This window comes from Desulfobaccales bacterium (assembly GCA_041648175.1).
Classification (GTDB): Bacteria; Desulfobacterota; Desulfobaccia; order Desulfobaccales; family 0-14-0-80-60-11; genus 0-14-0-80-60-11.
The window spans coordinates 18,176-31,706 of the sequence record JBAZPO010000005.1; the positions used below are offsets into that span (position 1 = coordinate 18,176).

The 13,531-nt window shown below is 56.6% G+C and carries 16 protein-coding genes; 7 read left to right on the forward strand and 9 right to left on the reverse strand.

What is annotated here, in order from left to right:
- Positions 1–14 precede the first annotated feature (14 nt).
- From WC600_06220 to WC600_06245, 6 genes are all read left to right on the forward strand, one after another.
- Positions 15–446 (forward strand): transcriptional repressor, encoded by a 432-nt coding sequence (locus tag WC600_06220; protein MFA4902326.1) that lies wholly within the window; start codon positions 15–17, stop codon positions 444–446.
- Between the two features lie 190 nt (positions 447–636).
- A complete protein-coding gene (locus WC600_06225) occupies positions 637–783 on the forward strand; it encodes a hypothetical protein (protein MFA4902327.1) in 147 nt (48 codons plus the stop codon).
- Positions 784–794: 11 nt separating this feature from the next.
- A complete protein-coding gene (locus WC600_06230; GenBank protein ID MFA4902328.1) occupies positions 795–1,535 on the forward strand; it encodes an ABC transporter ATP-binding protein in 741 nt (246 codons plus the stop codon).
- Positions 1,532–2,416, forward strand: coding sequence for a metal ABC transporter permease (locus WC600_06235; GenBank protein MFA4902329.1), 885 nt, complete (start codon positions 1,532–1,534; stop codon positions 2,414–2,416). The genes WC600_06230 and WC600_06235 overlap by 4 nt, the downstream gene beginning before the upstream one ends.
- A gap of 24 nt (positions 2,417–2,440) precedes the next feature.
- Entirely contained in the window at positions 2,441–3,373 is a 933-nt protein-coding gene (locus WC600_06240; protein ID MFA4902330.1) for a metal ABC transporter substrate-binding protein, read from the forward strand.
- Positions 3,374–3,755: 382 nt separating this feature from the next.
- Positions 3,756–4,280 (forward strand): superoxide dismutase family protein, encoded by a 525-nt coding sequence (locus tag WC600_06245; GenBank protein ID MFA4902331.1) that lies wholly within the window; start codon positions 3,756–3,758, stop codon positions 4,278–4,280.
- 74 nt (positions 4,281–4,354) lie between these two features.
- Here the strand turns inward: WC600_06245 and WC600_06250 are convergent, their stop codons facing one another.
- Positions 4,355–5,326, reverse strand: coding sequence for a ketopantoate reductase family protein (locus tag WC600_06250; GenBank protein ID MFA4902332.1), 972 nt, complete (start codon positions 5,324–5,326; stop codon positions 4,355–4,357).
- Positions 5,327–5,400: 74 nt separating this feature from the next.
- On the opposite strand from WC600_06250, the gene WC600_06255 reads away from it, so the two are divergent.
- A complete protein-coding gene (locus tag WC600_06255) occupies positions 5,401–5,685 on the forward strand; it encodes a hypothetical protein (protein ID MFA4902333.1) in 285 nt (94 codons plus the stop codon).
- Positions 5,686–5,750: 65 nt separating this feature from the next.
- Here WC600_06255 and glmS read toward each other — a convergent pair whose 3' ends face one another.
- From glmS to atpG, 8 genes are all read right to left on the reverse strand, one after another.
- Entirely contained in the window at positions 5,751–7,583 is a 1,833-nt protein-coding gene (gene glmS / locus WC600_06260) for a glutamine--fructose-6-phosphate transaminase (isomerizing) (protein MFA4902334.1), read from the reverse strand.
- 163 nt (positions 7,584–7,746) lie between these two features.
- Positions 7,747–9,138 carry a bifunctional UDP-N-acetylglucosamine diphosphorylase/glucosamine-1-phosphate N-acetyltransferase GlmU gene (gene glmU, locus WC600_06265; protein ID MFA4902335.1) on the reverse strand — a complete coding sequence of 464 codons (1,392 nt, stop codon included), beginning with the start codon at positions 9,136–9,138 and terminating at the stop codon, positions 7,747–7,749.
- A 58-nt stretch (positions 9,139–9,196) separates the two neighbouring features.
- Complete coding sequence (locus tag WC600_06270) at positions 9,197–10,078, reverse strand: DUF2971 domain-containing protein (protein ID MFA4902336.1); 882 nt, start codon at positions 10,076–10,078, stop codon at positions 9,197–9,199.
- Positions 10,079–10,109: 31 nt separating this feature from the next.
- Positions 10,110–10,307: a DUF2283 domain-containing protein gene (locus WC600_06275; protein ID MFA4902337.1), complete on the reverse strand. Its 198-nt coding sequence runs from the start codon at positions 10,305–10,307 to the stop codon at positions 10,110–10,112.
- Entirely contained in the window at positions 10,304–10,561 is a 258-nt protein-coding gene (locus tag WC600_06280; GenBank protein ID MFA4902338.1) for a DUF4258 domain-containing protein, read from the reverse strand. Before WC600_06280 ends, WC600_06275 begins: the two co-directional genes overlap by 4 nt.
- 218 nt (positions 10,562–10,779) lie before the next feature.
- The gene (locus tag WC600_06285) at positions 10,780–11,187 is read right to left on the reverse strand and encodes a F0F1 ATP synthase subunit epsilon (protein ID MFA4902339.1); all 408 of its coding nucleotides are present in this window, start codon (positions 11,185–11,187) and stop codon (positions 10,780–10,782) included.
- Positions 11,188–11,208: 21 nt separating this feature from the next.
- A complete protein-coding gene (atpD, locus tag WC600_06290; protein MFA4902340.1) occupies positions 11,209–12,618 on the reverse strand; it encodes a F0F1 ATP synthase subunit beta in 1,410 nt (469 codons plus the stop codon).
- A gap of 29 nt (positions 12,619–12,647) precedes the next feature.
- Entirely contained in the window at positions 12,648–13,526 is an 879-nt protein-coding gene (atpG, locus tag WC600_06295) for an ATP synthase F1 subunit gamma (GenBank protein MFA4902341.1), read from the reverse strand.
- Positions 13,527–13,531 lie beyond the last annotated feature (5 nt).

Below are 13,531 nucleotides of genomic sequence, written 5' to 3' on the forward strand. Positions count from 1 at the left end.
AGTACAAAATTGCCATGAGCGATCATTGCAATTTTCCCCGGTGGCTGGCCCAGCAGGGTCTGAGGATCACGCCGGTGCGCCTGGCGGTCCTGGAGATTTTGGGGGATGCCCCCCGCGCCCTTAGGGCCCAGGAAATTATGGAGTCCATTCGGTCCCACCGGCGGGTTAATAAAGTTACCGTCTACCGCATCCTGGAGGAATTTTGTCGCCGTGGCGTGGTCCGGAAACTCACCCTGGAGGGCCGGGTGAACCATTTTGAGCTGGCCTGCGAGCATCACCCGCCCCATCCCCATTTTCAGTGCCATACTTGCCGGGAAGTCCAGTGCCTGGAACCGGTGGCCTTAAACAAGATGTGGACGGAGTTGCGAGGCCCAGTGGGTAACCGCGCCGACCATATCGACATCAAAGTGGAAGGCCTCTGCCACAAATGCCGTGAAGCACCCTGAACGGGACGGCGTCGGCGTCATTTAAGGTAACCGCGGGCTTTAAGCCTGATCCGCTCTAGACGAGACGCCTGTTCCACCCGGCTCAAGGCAACTCGGTTGCCCCGGCATAAAGGCGACGACCGCTTGCCGGTCCAGATGCTTTCCGGTGGGAATGAGAAATGGAAAAAAACACCTTATTAAAGCTGATCATATGCCGAAAACCATAATGGCCTGCCCGGCCCCGAAGAAAGTCTTGATCTCTCCACTCGGGTGGAGCATCGCCGGCCGTCTGCTGTGGGCGGCCGCTGCCTCAGCTCTCCTGTGGCTTGCGGTGGCCTGGGCCATAGGCTGGCTCTAGGCGATTTTCCTATGAATGCCATTGCCCTGCACGATCTCACCCTGGGTTATGACGGACATCCCGCGGTGCACCACCTGAACGGAGTTTTCGAAGCGGGATCGATGACCGCGGTGGTCGGACCCAACGGCTCAGGCAAAAGCACCCTGTTGAAAGGAATTACCGGCTTCCTGCATCCGCTGGGCGGCCGCATCGACCGGGGCGGCCTGAGGACTTCCCAGTTCGCCTACTTGCCCCAGCAAGCGGAAATCGACCGGAGTTTCCCGATTACCGTTCTGGACACCGTGGCCCTGGGGCTGTGGCATCGGGTCGGCATGTGCGGCGGCATCAAGCGCGACCAATGGCAACAAACCCGGCAGGCCCTGGCCGCGGTAGGCCTCGAAGGTTTTGAGCAGCGGCCCATCGGCAATCTGTCGGCCGGCCAGTTCCAACGGGTTCTATTCGCCCGCCTGCTGCTCCAGGATCGTCCCGTCATTCTCCTGGATGAACCCTTCACCGCCATAGATGCCCGGACGACAGCCGATCTCCTGAATCTGATCCGCCGCTGGCACGCCGAGAGCCGCACGGTTATCGTGGTCTTGCATGACCTCGACCAGGTAAAGGTTTCATTTCCACAAACTTTGCTGATCGCCCGGGAACCCATCGGTTGGGGCGATACGGCTGAGATCCTCACTTCCGAAAATCTTGAACTCGCGCGGCGCATGTCCGAAGCCTGGGACGAGGAGGCGGAAGTCTGCCGTATAAGCGAGCTATGACCCTTATGACTTATCTCTTCGACCTCTTCCTGGCTCCCTTCCAGGACTTCATCTTTATGCGCCACGCCTTGATCGCTTGCATGGCGCTGGCCCTGGGATGCGGCCCCGTGGGCGTGCTCCTGGTCCTCAAGCGCATGAGCCTGGTGGGGGATGCCCTGTCACATGCGGTGTTGCCGGGAGTGGCGATCGGTTTTCTGGTTTCCGGACTCTCCCTCTACGCCATGACCCTGGGAGGGATCGCCGCGGGTCTGGCCGTAGCCCTGGTGGCAGGGACAGTGGCTCGTTTCACGCTGCTCAAAGAGGATGCGAGCTTTGCCGCGATGTACCTGATGTCATTGGCCATGGGGGTTCTCATCGTCTCTTTGCGCGGCAGCAACATTGACCTCATCCACGTGCTGTTCGGCACCATACTGGCGGTGGATGACGCCGACTTGATCCTGGTAGCAACCATATCTTCCGTCACGCTTTTCACCCTGGCGCTGATCTACCGGGCCCTCATCGTGGAGTGCTTCGATCCCGGCTACCTGAGGTCCGTGGGCGGCAGGGGCGCGGCGATGCACTTTATCTTTTTGGTCCTGGTGGTCCTCAACCTGGTGGCCGGCTTCCGAGCCCTGGGAACCTTGATGGCCGTGGGCCTGATGATGCTGCCCGCGGCCTCGTCCCGCTTCTGGGCCACCCAAGCCTGGTCCATGGCTTTGGCGGCCGTGGGCATCGCCATGCTGTCCGGCTATGTGGGGCTGCTCCTGTCCTATCATGCCAACCTGCCTTCCGGGCCTTCAATCATCCTTACCGCCGGATTTTGCTATATTTTTTCCGTCATCTTCGGCGCGCACGGGAGTATCTACAGCCGGCGCAGATTGGGCCTTCATTTAGGAGGCTGAACCCCAAACCTAAGAGGAAAGATCATGTTGGTCATAACCCGGATTTTCGTTCTTTTCATGGCTCTTTTCATGGTTGGGGCCGGGATGGCCGCAAGCGCCGAGAAAAAGTTGAAAGTGATCGCCAGCTTCAGTATCCTCGGCGATATAACCAACAATGTCGGCGGCGATAGGGTCGAGGTTATCACCCTGGTCGGTCCCAACGGCGACGCCCATGTCTTTGAACCGACCCCTGCCGACGCCAAAGCCGTAGCCTCAGCCGACCTGGTCATCGTCAACGGCTTGGGAATGGAAGGCTGGATGGAGCGCCTCATCAAGACCTCAGGGTATAAGGGCCCCGTAGTAGTGGCGGCTCAGGGCATTAAGCCTTTAGAGGGGACAGAAGAGGAAAAAGAGGGACACAAACCTGGCGCCAAGCATGAGCATAAGATTGATCCTCATGCCTGGCAGAATTTGGCCAACGGCCAGATATATGCGGATAACATCGGCAAGGGGCTCAGTGTGGTGGATCCGGCAGGCGCATCCATCTATAAGGCCACGACCGAGGCCTATAAAGCCAAGCTGGCCGAACTGGACAAGTGGGTAAAGACGGAGTTCTCCAGCATACCTAAACCGCAACGGCGCGTCCTCACTTCCCATGACGCTTTCGGTTATCTCGCCGCGGCCTACGGAGTCACCATTCTCTCCCCTATGGGCTTAAGCACCGAGAGCGAACCCTCTGCCGGCGGTGTCGCCACGCTCATCAAGCAAATCCGTAAAGAAAAGATCACCGCGGTCTTCATCGAAAACGTCAGCGATCCCCGCTTGGTGGAGCAAATCAGCAAGGAAAGTGGAGTGAAATTAGGGGGAGAGCTCTATTCGGACGCCTTGTCAAAACCGGAGGGGCCGGCTCCCACCTACATCGACATGTTCAAGAATAATGTCACCAAAATGGTCGCAGCCATGCGGAAAAGCTTATAGGATAAGCGCCCTCCGGGCCTGCCTGGCGGCCATCACTGCTCCCAGCAGGGCACGGCTTGCCGCCGTTTTCATCAATTATCCGATAATTTCTTAATCATCCTTCCACCGCCACCTTCGTTCTGGCGCCAGGCTTAACCTCCCTCCTCATCGTGTTCCCTATTTTCATCAGGACTTGCACGAGTCTTCGTACCAGGTCCAACAAGATCTTGCTGCATGCGTCTGCTCCATCCCCCAGGTTATAGCGATAAGTTAATTTAAAGAATTTTAATCGGGGATTATGGCAAATGAGGTAACCAAGTCTTAACCTAATAGTACAAAATTGTTGGGCACGGTAGACCGGGCCGCTCCCTGACAGAAAATTCAGCCTCAAAGGAGTGACGGGATGAAAGTAAAGCTGGTCGCAGGAATTTTAGGGGTTTGGCTGGCACTGGTTCTCGGCTGCGGTGAGAGTCCTTCGGCCACGGCCAAGGCCACTCTGGTAAATAATCAGGGGCAGAAGGTGGGGGAGGCCACCCTGACCGAGACCCCCCAAGGGGTGAAGATCGTTATGACCGTGGAAAATCTGCCTCCCGGCGAGCACGCTTTCCACATCCATGCGAAAAGCACGTGTACCATGCCGGATTTCATGGGCGCCGGGGGACACTTTAATCCCTTTGACAAGAAACACGGCTTGAAAAACCCCGCCGGTCCGCACGCCGGGGATTTGCCCAATATCACCGTGGGTCCCGATGGCAAGGCTAAGGTCGAGGCATGGGCTTCGCAGGTCACCCTCAAGGAGGGGCAAAAGAATTCTTTATTCCAGCCGGACGGGACTTCTCTGGTGATCCATGCCGCGCCGGATGACAATGTTACAGATCCGGCGGGTAATGCCGGTCCCCGGATCGCCTGCGGGCCAATTACCAAATAGAAACCGACATGACCTTAAGGGGAGGGAGGGCTTGACTCTCCTCCCCTGGCATCTGCCACAAACCAGGCAATACCTTAATCCTGGGGCGCCTCTTGGGAAACTTCTACCTGCCCTCGCGCTTTGGGATTCTGTTCCAGGAACCGCACCAAACGACTGACCGCGTCGTTGTAAGGGGTTGGGATCTTCGCGGCCTCACCATAGCGGCAGATGGCGCCATTCAAGGCTTCAATTTCGGTGCGGCGGCCGGCGTGTAAATCCTGCCACATGGATGGCCAGTGCTCTGCGGTGGCGGGAACCAGGTGCTCCATGAAAAACTTGAAATAGGAGTCGGCATCAGTGTGGCCGAGCCTAACACCCCGGGCCGCGGCTACCTGGTAAATCTCCTCGATAATCAACCGCATGAGTTTGCGGGTTTGAGGGTCGTTCCCCAGGGCCCCGTAAGGCACTCCGAGGATCGCGCCCAGGGGATTCAAGGCGCAGTTATAGAGAACTTTTCCCCAGAGGTGGGTCAGGATGTCATCCACCTGACGGGTGGGTATGCCGGCTCGATTCAGATCCTCTACGATTTGGACCAGGATTTGTCGAGGGTAGCCCGAGGCTATGGCGCCCAGCAGGACCGGCTCGGCATAGACGGTAACCCTGACCAGTCCGGGGCGAATGACTTGAGCTCCAAAGATGACCCGGGCCCCGATGGTGCGCTCCGACCCGAACTCTGCAGCGATGATTTCCAGATTGCCCAGGCCGTTTTGCACAGACACGATAAGGCCCTGGGGGGCCAACAGGCCTTTGACGCGACGGCAGGCCTCCTGCGTGTGAAAGGATTTGACGCAGAGGAGAATGACCTCGTACCGGTTTGAAGAATCTGAGTTGGGGGCTACAGGCCCCGGCTGAAATTCCCCCCAGATTCCGTCGATGGCCAGGCCATGGGTGGTGATGTGCTCAAAATGCGGCCCCCGGCCGATAAAGGCTACGGGATGGCCACTAAATTGTAAAAGTCCGCCAAACACCGAGCCCAGAGCCCCGGCTCCTACTATCAGGTAGCGCATAAAAATGTTGGTCGATTAGCAGTTGAATGAGATAGTTATAAAAACGAATCTGAAATCAGGGTTGAGGAATTCCCGTGAGCACCCCGCGCCAGGCCATGAAAGAACTTCTGGCGGAGCAGCCATACTCCAGCCTGGAGTTGTCGCAACTTCTGTCCCTCTCAGAAAAAGAGGTAGTGGAGCATTTGTCACATCTCGCCCGGGCCATAGGCCCCGGCCTGCATTTCCAGATCATCCCCTCAGTGTGCAAGCATTGTGGCTTTGTCTTTAAAAAGCGCGACCGCCTCACCCGTCCCAGCCGCTGCCCCATCTGCCAGCACGAATCCATCAGCCGGCCGCGCTTTGCCGTGGTGAGAAAGTAACTCCTTGGCGTCTTCGCGCCTTGGCGTGAGAAATATTTTCACGCCAAGACGCTAAGGCGCCAAGTTTACTCCACCGTGACGCTCTTGGCCAGGTTGCGGGGTTGGTCTACATCGGTGCCGCGCAGGTCGGCGATATGGTAAGCCAGCAGTTGCAATGGCGTTACCAGGACAATGGGCGACAACTCCAGCGGGACCTGGGGCACGGAAATGACGCTCTCCACCCGGTCTCTCACCTGATAGTTGTCCACCTCGGTGAGGGCAATGATGCGCCCGCCCCGGGCCGCCACCTCTTCGATATTGCCCTGAACCTTCTCCAGCACCGGGCTCCGGGATGCTAATACCACCACCGGCATGGATTCGTCGATCAGGGCGATGGGGCCGTGCTTCATCTCCCCCGCGGCATAGCCTTCCGCATGGATATAGGAAATCTCCTTGAGTTTTAGCGCCCCTTCTAAAGCGATGGGATAGTGGATGCCCCGGCCCAGGTAGAGGAAATTGTGGGCATTCATGTAACGGCGGCCGGTTTCCCGGATCTCCTGATCCAGGTCCAGGGTCTCCTGGACCCACATGGGCAGCTTGAGCAATTCCGTGAGCCGGTGCCGGGTGTTTTCCCGGTTGAGCCGACCCAGCCGCTGGGCCAGAAACAAAGCGATGAGATATAGAGCCACCAACTGGGTGGTAAACGCCTTGGTGGAGGCGACGCCGATCTCCGGCCCGGCGTGGGTATACAACACCGCGTCGGCGTCCCGGGCTATGCTGGAGCCCACCGCGTTGACGATGGCCAGGCTCTTGGCCCCTAACAGCTTCCCGGCCGACAGCCCCGCCCGGGTGTCCGCGGTCTCTCCGGATTGGGAAATGGGGATGAGCAGGGTATGGCGGTCAACCATGGGGTCGCGATAGCGAAATTCGGAACCCAACTCCACCTCCACCGGGATACGGCAGAGGCTTTCTATCAGGGTCTTGCCCACCATCGCGGCATGAAACGAAGTGCCGCAGGCTACCAGGAAGATCTTGCGGATATCCTTGATCTCGCTATCTGAGAACAGGACTTCCTGGAGCATCACTTCACCCGCATCCGGGTCGATGCGCCCCCTAAAGGTGTCAATCAAGGCCCGGGGTTGTTCAAAAATTTCCTTTTGCATGAAATGTTTGTAGCCCGCCTTTTCCGCCATGGCCGGGCTCCAGGTGATGGTATGTTCCGGGCGTTCAATCGGCTGGCCTTCCCGGTTCAACAGGCGAAACTCCCCATCTTCCACCACCACTAGATCGTGGTCTTCCAGGAAGATCACTCGGCGGGTATAGGGTAAAATCGCCGGGATGTCCGAGGCCAGGAAGTATTCGTGGTCGCCCAGTCCCAGGATCAAGGGGCTTTCCTTACGCGCTGCCAGCAGCATGCGAGGCGCGTTCGCGTTGACGATCGCCAGGGCATATGATCCCCGGATATCCCGCAAGGTTCGTTGCACCGCTTCCAGATACGGGGCCCCCTGGCCCAGGTGCTTGACGATAAGGTGAGAGACGATTTCCGTATCCGTTTCGGACGCGAACCGATGGCCTTCTTTAATCAATTCTTCCTTGAGTTCCAGATAGTTCTCGATAATGCCGTTGTGCACCACCGCGATGTCGCCCACCATGTGGGGATGGGCGTTGGTTTCGGAGGGGCGCCCGTGGGTGGCCCACCGGGTGTGCCCGATCCCCACCTGACCGTGAAGCGGGTCCAGCCGCAGCAGGTTTTCCAACTCCTTCAGTTTGCCCAGGCTGCGGCGAAGGGCCAGGCGATGGTCGCCGCCGATCACCGCCATGCCCGCCGAATCATAGCCCCGGTACTCCAGCCTTTTTAAACCATCCAGGATGATGGGCATGGCCTCCTGGGGTCCCAGATATCCGATGATGCCGCACATAGTTACCTCGTTTAGCTGTCAGCAGTCAGCTTTTAGCCCTTAGCTTTTAGCTTTTCGTTCCCAAGCTGTGCTTGGGAATGCAATTTTTTTGTCCAAGCTCTGCTTGGACTCCTTATGAACAAAGGACAGAATATTAGTAACCGAAAAAGCCACCCGCCAACCGCTACTCTTCTTTCTTCTTCAGGACTAACCGCCGCTCCAGATTCACCTGGCGGGCCCGAGAAATCCCCAGTTTCCCAGGGGGCACCTCTTTGGTAATGGTAGAGCCGGCCCCGATGTAGGCCCCGGCCCCGACGGTCACCGGCGCTACCAGGGCGGTATTGCTGCCGATAAAGGCCTTCTCGCCGATGATGGTGCGGTGCTTATGCACGCCGTCGTAGTTGCAGGTGATGGTCCCGGCCCCCACATTGGTGCCGGCTCCGACGTCTGCATCTCCCAAATAGGTCAGATGACCGGCCTTAACGCCCTCGTGCAGGACGGATTTCTTCACTTCCACGAAGTTGCCGACGTGGACCCCCTGCCGCAGGTCGCTCAAGGGACGGAGATGCGCATAGGGTCCGATATCCACCCCGGCTCCGATCCGGCTCTGGGTGATGACGCAGCCCATTTTAACATGGACGTTCTTTTCCAGGTTGGAATCGGCAATCTTTACCGAAGCCTCGATCAGGCAGTCCTCACCGATGACGGTCTTGCCCTGGAGATAGACGTTTGGGTAGATGATGGTGTCTTGGCCGATGGTCACCAGGGGTTCGATATAAGTGGCCTCCGGATCGATGAGGGTGACCCCCTGGCTCATATGCCGGTCATTAATCCGCCGTTTGATGGTGCGCGTCGCCTCGGCCAACTCCTGACGGCTGTTGATCCCCAACAGGGCCTCCCAGTCCGGGTCTACCATGGCCTCGACCCCCCTCCCCTCTCCCCTGGCGATATGGATGAGGTCGGTGAGATAGATTTCACCGGTAACCGGGCTTTGGGGGATTTTTGTAAGGCCCTGTTTCAGAAAGGCCGCGTCGAAACAGTAGGCGCCGGTGTTGATTTCCCGGATGGCCAGGAGATCGGGGCGGTCCTTGGAATCCTTGGCCTGCACCACCGCGGCCACCTGTCCGGCCTCGTCGCGCACCACCCGGCCATAATGGGCTCCATCTGTCAGGATAATGGTCTGGACGGTGACTGCGGCCTTGGCAGCTTCATGCCGTTGGTTCAGAGCCGCAATGCTCTGGCCTGAAATCAGGGGCGCATCGCCGCAGAGGACCATGACCGTTCCGGCCCCCGGGGGAACCGCCGGCATGGCCACCTGGACTGCGTGCCCGGTGCCCAATTGCGGCTCCTGGACCACGAAACGCACCCCGTAATCCTTATAAACCTCCTGTACCCGTTCGGCTTGGTGGCCCACCACCAGAACGATATCTTCCACCCCCACGGACTTCAGGGTGTCGATCAGGTAGGCCAACATGGGCCTCCCCAGGATTTCATGCAGCACTTTGGGCTTATTGGACTTCATGCGGGTCCCCTGGCCCGCGGCCAGGATGACGGCGGTGATGTTATCTTTTATCATTTCCATTCCTTAATTTATGCACTCTTTATGCCAAGAATTATCCTAACCTGCTACTCAATCACCAATTTCTATAAGGTATTGTTGATTCCTGAACTTCATTGAACCTCACATTTTTTGATTTCAGTAACATTTCAATGGAGGCCTTAGATAGTATAGAATCATGCGTTGGTCCCACAATGATCTTATTAATAATTAAATCTTCCTCTTCCCTTGGTAAAGGAAACTCAATATAAGGAACAATCATTGATGGGCCAGTGCGAAATTTTATTGATTCAATACTCCCCTTGGATCGAAAATTTCGTCTTACAATTATTCTCCATTCCTTTTCTTCTTTAAATTTTGGGTGCTTAAATGTTGGAGCTATCTCATTGAATTTAATTAAAAATTCTGCAAGTAATCCTAACTCGTTGGCATCTATGTTAACCTGATCTACTGCTGATGAATTCCTAATTACAGCGTCAAACTGAGAGGATAGCTCGCTAATCAGCTTTCTTATCGCGCTTATTTGCTTTTTCTTATCGTAATTACACGGCCTTATTAAACAATTTTTCTGTCGGGCACATTTCCTCAGCTTACTTAACTCAAATCCCAAACTAAAGCCGATACCTTTTGCGCAATACCCCCGCCATTGGCTTAGCAGGTCCTTCTCTTCTGAAAACGAACAGACAAAAAAGCCCAATATCTTTGTATTTGTAATTAACCTATTAAATTTATCAATCAACTTGTCGAAAAAATTGAGTTTATATAACCAGTTCTTATCAACAGGAATATCATTCTTAAACTCATCAACCTGTTCTTTCAGCATATCTAATGAATAATTTAACTCACTTGCATCGTTTAGATAGAGAATATTTGTTGCCCAAATAGATTTACTTAGGGTAATTCCCAAAACCCCTTCAAGAGAGGTATAATGGTAAAGGATTTTTTCACTTTCCCTCATCTCAAGAGCCTCCGCAATAGCTGGGATCTCTTTACCCCATCACCGCATAATCCACCGCTCTCGGATTATCCATGCGTTTGGAAGCGTCCAGAATTTCCATGCCTACGACATTGCCGTCTTTATCGTAGTCAATGATCACTCCGGGTTTATCTTCATCGCTTTCTTCGATGGGAGCGTTGCTAAAGAGAATCCGCAGCACATCTACTTCGGGGTCATAAGTAACCTTCATGGCATCCTCCAATATTTATGGATTTTTCTGGTGCGATAAACTGTTACCACGATTGGTAAGTCAGCGGCTTCAGCCACAATAGCCCGCAACAGGAATTTCTTCCCAGCGAAATCAATAATCGATTGATAGGCTTTTTTGCCGCGGGGCTCCGGGACTATCTGTTGTGGGTTTTGCAAAACATATTCCAAAAGTTCTGGGGAAATTCCCCGTCTCTCCATTTCCAATCGGGCATGTCGAGAAAGCTTATATTTCACCAGAGATAGTCCCGATAATGCAGGATAGAGTCTGCACCCACGGAATATTAGCTAAAATTCTGAGCCAGGCCTATGAACCGGCCCACTGAGGTCTGTCAAAATTCTCACTCTGACATTCCCTAACCGTAAAAATACTATTAATTTCTAAAAATGAAAAGGCAAGCCCGTATGTTCAGGCTTGCCTTTTATTGTTCAGGTTAATTAACGTGAATGATGGGTTAGCGGCCAGCCACCTTCATGCGCACCAGGGAGCGGCGCATGGCGGCTTCGGCCCGGGCCCAGTCGATCTCCGCAGTCTTGCCCGCGGCGACACGCTTCTCGGCCCGTTCCTGGGCCCGCTTGGCCCGTTCTATATCAATCTCCCGGCCTTTTTCCGCCGATTCCGCTACGATGGTTACCTTCTCGCCAGTGACTTCGGCAAAGCCGCCGCTCACCGCCAGGTATTCAATCTGGCCGCCTTTGCGGTAGTACATCTCGCCGATTTCCAGGGCGCTCAGGAAGGGGATGTGGCCCGGCAAGACGCCGAACTGGCCTTCCACACCGGGGCACACCACCACGTCGGCCTCAGTGGACAAGACCAGGCGATCGGGAGTAACCACCTCCAACTGGAGTGCTTTTTCTGCCATAGGCTTGGTCTCCGTGGGCCTTTAGGCGGCTGCCAGCCGTTCGGCCTTGGCCACCGCTTCTTCGATGCCACCCACCATGTAAAAGGCCTGCTCCGGCAGATCGTCGTGCTTGCCTTCGATGATTTCCTTAAAGCCCCGCACGGTGTCCGGCACGGACACGAACTTGCCTTCCTGGCCGGTGAACTGGGACGCGACGAAGAAGGGCTGGGACAGGAAGCGCTGAATCTTCCGGGCCCGGGCCACGGTGAGCTTGTCTTCGTCGGAGAGTTCGTCGATGCCCAGAATGGCGATGATGTCCTGCAGGTCCTTATACTTCTGGAGGGTCTGCTGGACGTTCCGGGCCACGTAGTAATGCTCTTCGCCCACAACTTGCGGGTCCAGGATCCGGGAGGTGGAATCCAGGGGGTCCACCGAGGGGTAGATGCCCAGTTCCGTCAGGGCCCGGGAGAGCACCACGGTGCCGTCCAGATGGGCAAAGGTGGTGGCCGGGGCCGGGTCGGTCAAGTCATCAGCGGGTACGTAAATGCATTGTACCGAGGTGACCGAACCTTTCTTGGTGGAGGTAATGCGCTCCTGCAATTCACCGAGGTCGGTGCCCAGGGTGGGCTGGTAACCTACGGCGGAGGGCATGCGGCCCAAGAGAGCCGATACCTCGGAGCCCGCCTGGGTGAAACGGAAGATGTTGTCGATGAAGAGCAGGGTGTCCTGACCTTCTTCATCCCGGAAGTATTCCGCCGCGGTCAGGGCGGTCAAGGCTACCCGGGCCCGGGCCCCGGGGGGCTCGGTCATCTGTCCGTAGATCAAGGCCGCTTTTGGCAGTACGCCGGAGTGTTTCATTTCCAGGTAGAGATCGTTGCCCTCACGGGTACGCTCACCCACGCCGGCGAACACCGAAATACCACCGTGGTGCATGGCGATGTTGTGGACCATTTCCATCATGACGACGGTCTTGCCCACGCCGGCGCCGCCGAACATGCCCATCTTGCCGCCACGGGGGAAGGGAACCAGCAGGTCGATAACCTTAACCCCGGTTTCCAGCACCTTTACTGTGGTGTCCTGCTCCACGAACTCCGGCGCCAGACGGTGAATCGGCATATAATGCTTGGCAGTCACCGGACCCATACCGTCCACTGGGCGACCCACGACGTTGAGCACCCGGCCCAGGGCCTCGTGTCCCACCGGCACCATGATGGGGTTACCGGTGTCTTTTACGGGCATACCCCGTACCAGACCGTCGGTGGTGTCCATGGCGATGGTGCGGACCATGTTGTTCCCGAGATGCTGGGCGACTTCCACCACCAGGTTGTCTTCAATGTCGTCGATGGCGGGGTTGGTAATGAAAAGGGCGTTTTTAATGGCCGGCAGTTTGCCTTCTTCGAATTCCACGTCCACTACCGGACCGATAACGCGGGCGACTCTTCCGATATTCATATGCTGTAAATCCTCCTCATACGGGCGGCTTAGCCTTTAAGGGCCTCAGCCCCGCCCACGATATCCATCAGTTCTCTGGTAATGGCCGCCTGCCGGGCCTTGTTCATGATGAGACTCAAGGTGGTGATCATTTCTTTACAGTTAGCCTGGGCGTTATCCATGGCGGTCATCCGGGCGGCGTATTCGCTGGCGGAATTTTCCAGGAAGCCATGGTAAACCAGCACGTTGATATACTTGGGCAGCAGGTACTCCAGGAACTGCTCCATGGGCGGCTCGAAGAGATACTCGGTGCCGCCCCCGGCTTCCGCCACCGCCTCGGCCTCGGCCGGCTTGATGGGCAGCAACTGCACCATTTTGGGACGCTGGATCGCCATATTGATAAACCTGGCATGGATCAGGTGAACCTCTTGCACCCCTCCGGTCAGAAAGGCGCTCATGACCTCCCGGGCCACCGTCACCGCATTGGAAAAGTCGAACTTATTCCACACATCCACGTATTGGGCCATCATCTCCCGTTTGCGCCGCCGGAAGAAATCCCGGCCTTTGCGGCCTACGCAGATGAGGGAAACCTCGATACCCGCGGCCTCTTTTTCCCGGATGAACTTCACCGCGGTGTTGATCAGGTTGACGTTGAAGCTGCCGCACAGACCCCGGTCAGCGGTCATCAACACCACACCGACCCGTTCCACCGCGGCAGCCGGTTGGAAGAAGGGGTGGATCTCCGGTTCTACCCGGCCGGCCATATTGCCCAGCATCATGGCGAAGGCCCCGGCATAAGGCCGGAACCCTTCCATGCGCAGCTGGGCGCCCCGCAGTTTCGCTGCCGAGACCATGTTCATGGCCTTGGTGATCTGCTGGGTCTTCTTGACCGCCCCGATTTTGCGTTTAATATCTTGTAGGGTCGCCATGCTTA

Excerpts from the sequence above, each read along its gene's own strand:
- WC600_06220 (MFA4902326.1), top strand. The coding sequence starts at position 15 with ATGAGCGATCATTGCAATTTTCCCCGGTGGCTGGCCCAGCAGGGTCTG.
- WC600_06225 (MFA4902327.1), top strand. The coding sequence starts at position 637 with ATGCCGAAAACCATAATGGCCTGCCCGGCCCCGAAGAAAGTCTTGATC.
- WC600_06230 (MFA4902328.1), top strand. The coding sequence starts at position 795 with ATGAATGCCATTGCCCTGCACGATCTCACCCTGGGTTATGACGGACAT.
- WC600_06235 (MFA4902329.1), top strand. The coding sequence starts at position 1,532 with ATGACCCTTATGACTTATCTCTTCGACCTCTTCCTGGCTCCCTTCCAG.
- WC600_06240 (MFA4902330.1), top strand. The coding sequence starts at position 2,441 with ATGTTGGTCATAACCCGGATTTTCGTTCTTTTCATGGCTCTTTTCATG.
- WC600_06245 (MFA4902331.1), top strand. The coding sequence starts at position 3,756 with ATGAAAGTAAAGCTGGTCGCAGGAATTTTAGGGGTTTGGCTGGCACTG.
- WC600_06250 (MFA4902332.1), bottom strand. The coding sequence starts at position 5,326 with ATGCGCTACCTGATAGTAGGAGCCGGGGCTCTGGGCTCGGTGTTTGGC.
- glmS (MFA4902334.1), bottom strand. The coding sequence starts at position 7,583 with ATGTGCGGCATCATCGGATATCTGGGACCCCAGGAGGCCATGCCCATC.
- glmU (MFA4902335.1), bottom strand. The coding sequence starts at position 9,138 with ATGATAAAAGATAACATCACCGCCGTCATCCTGGCCGCGGGCCAGGGG.
- WC600_06270 (MFA4902336.1), bottom strand. The coding sequence starts at position 10,078 with ATGAGGGAAAGTGAAAAAATCCTTTACCATTATACCTCTCTTGAAGGG.
- WC600_06275 (MFA4902337.1), bottom strand. The coding sequence starts at position 10,307 with ATGAAGGTTACTTATGACCCCGAAGTAGATGTGCTGCGGATTCTCTTT.
- WC600_06285 (MFA4902339.1), bottom strand. The coding sequence starts at position 11,187 with ATGGCAGAAAAAGCACTCCAGTTGGAGGTGGTTACTCCCGATCGCCTG.
- atpD (MFA4902340.1), bottom strand. The coding sequence starts at position 12,618 with ATGAATATCGGAAGAGTCGCCCGCGTTATCGGTCCGGTAGTGGACGTG.
- atpG (MFA4902341.1), bottom strand. The coding sequence starts at position 13,526 with ATGGCGACCCTACAAGATATTAAACGCAAAATCGGGGCGGTCAAGAAG.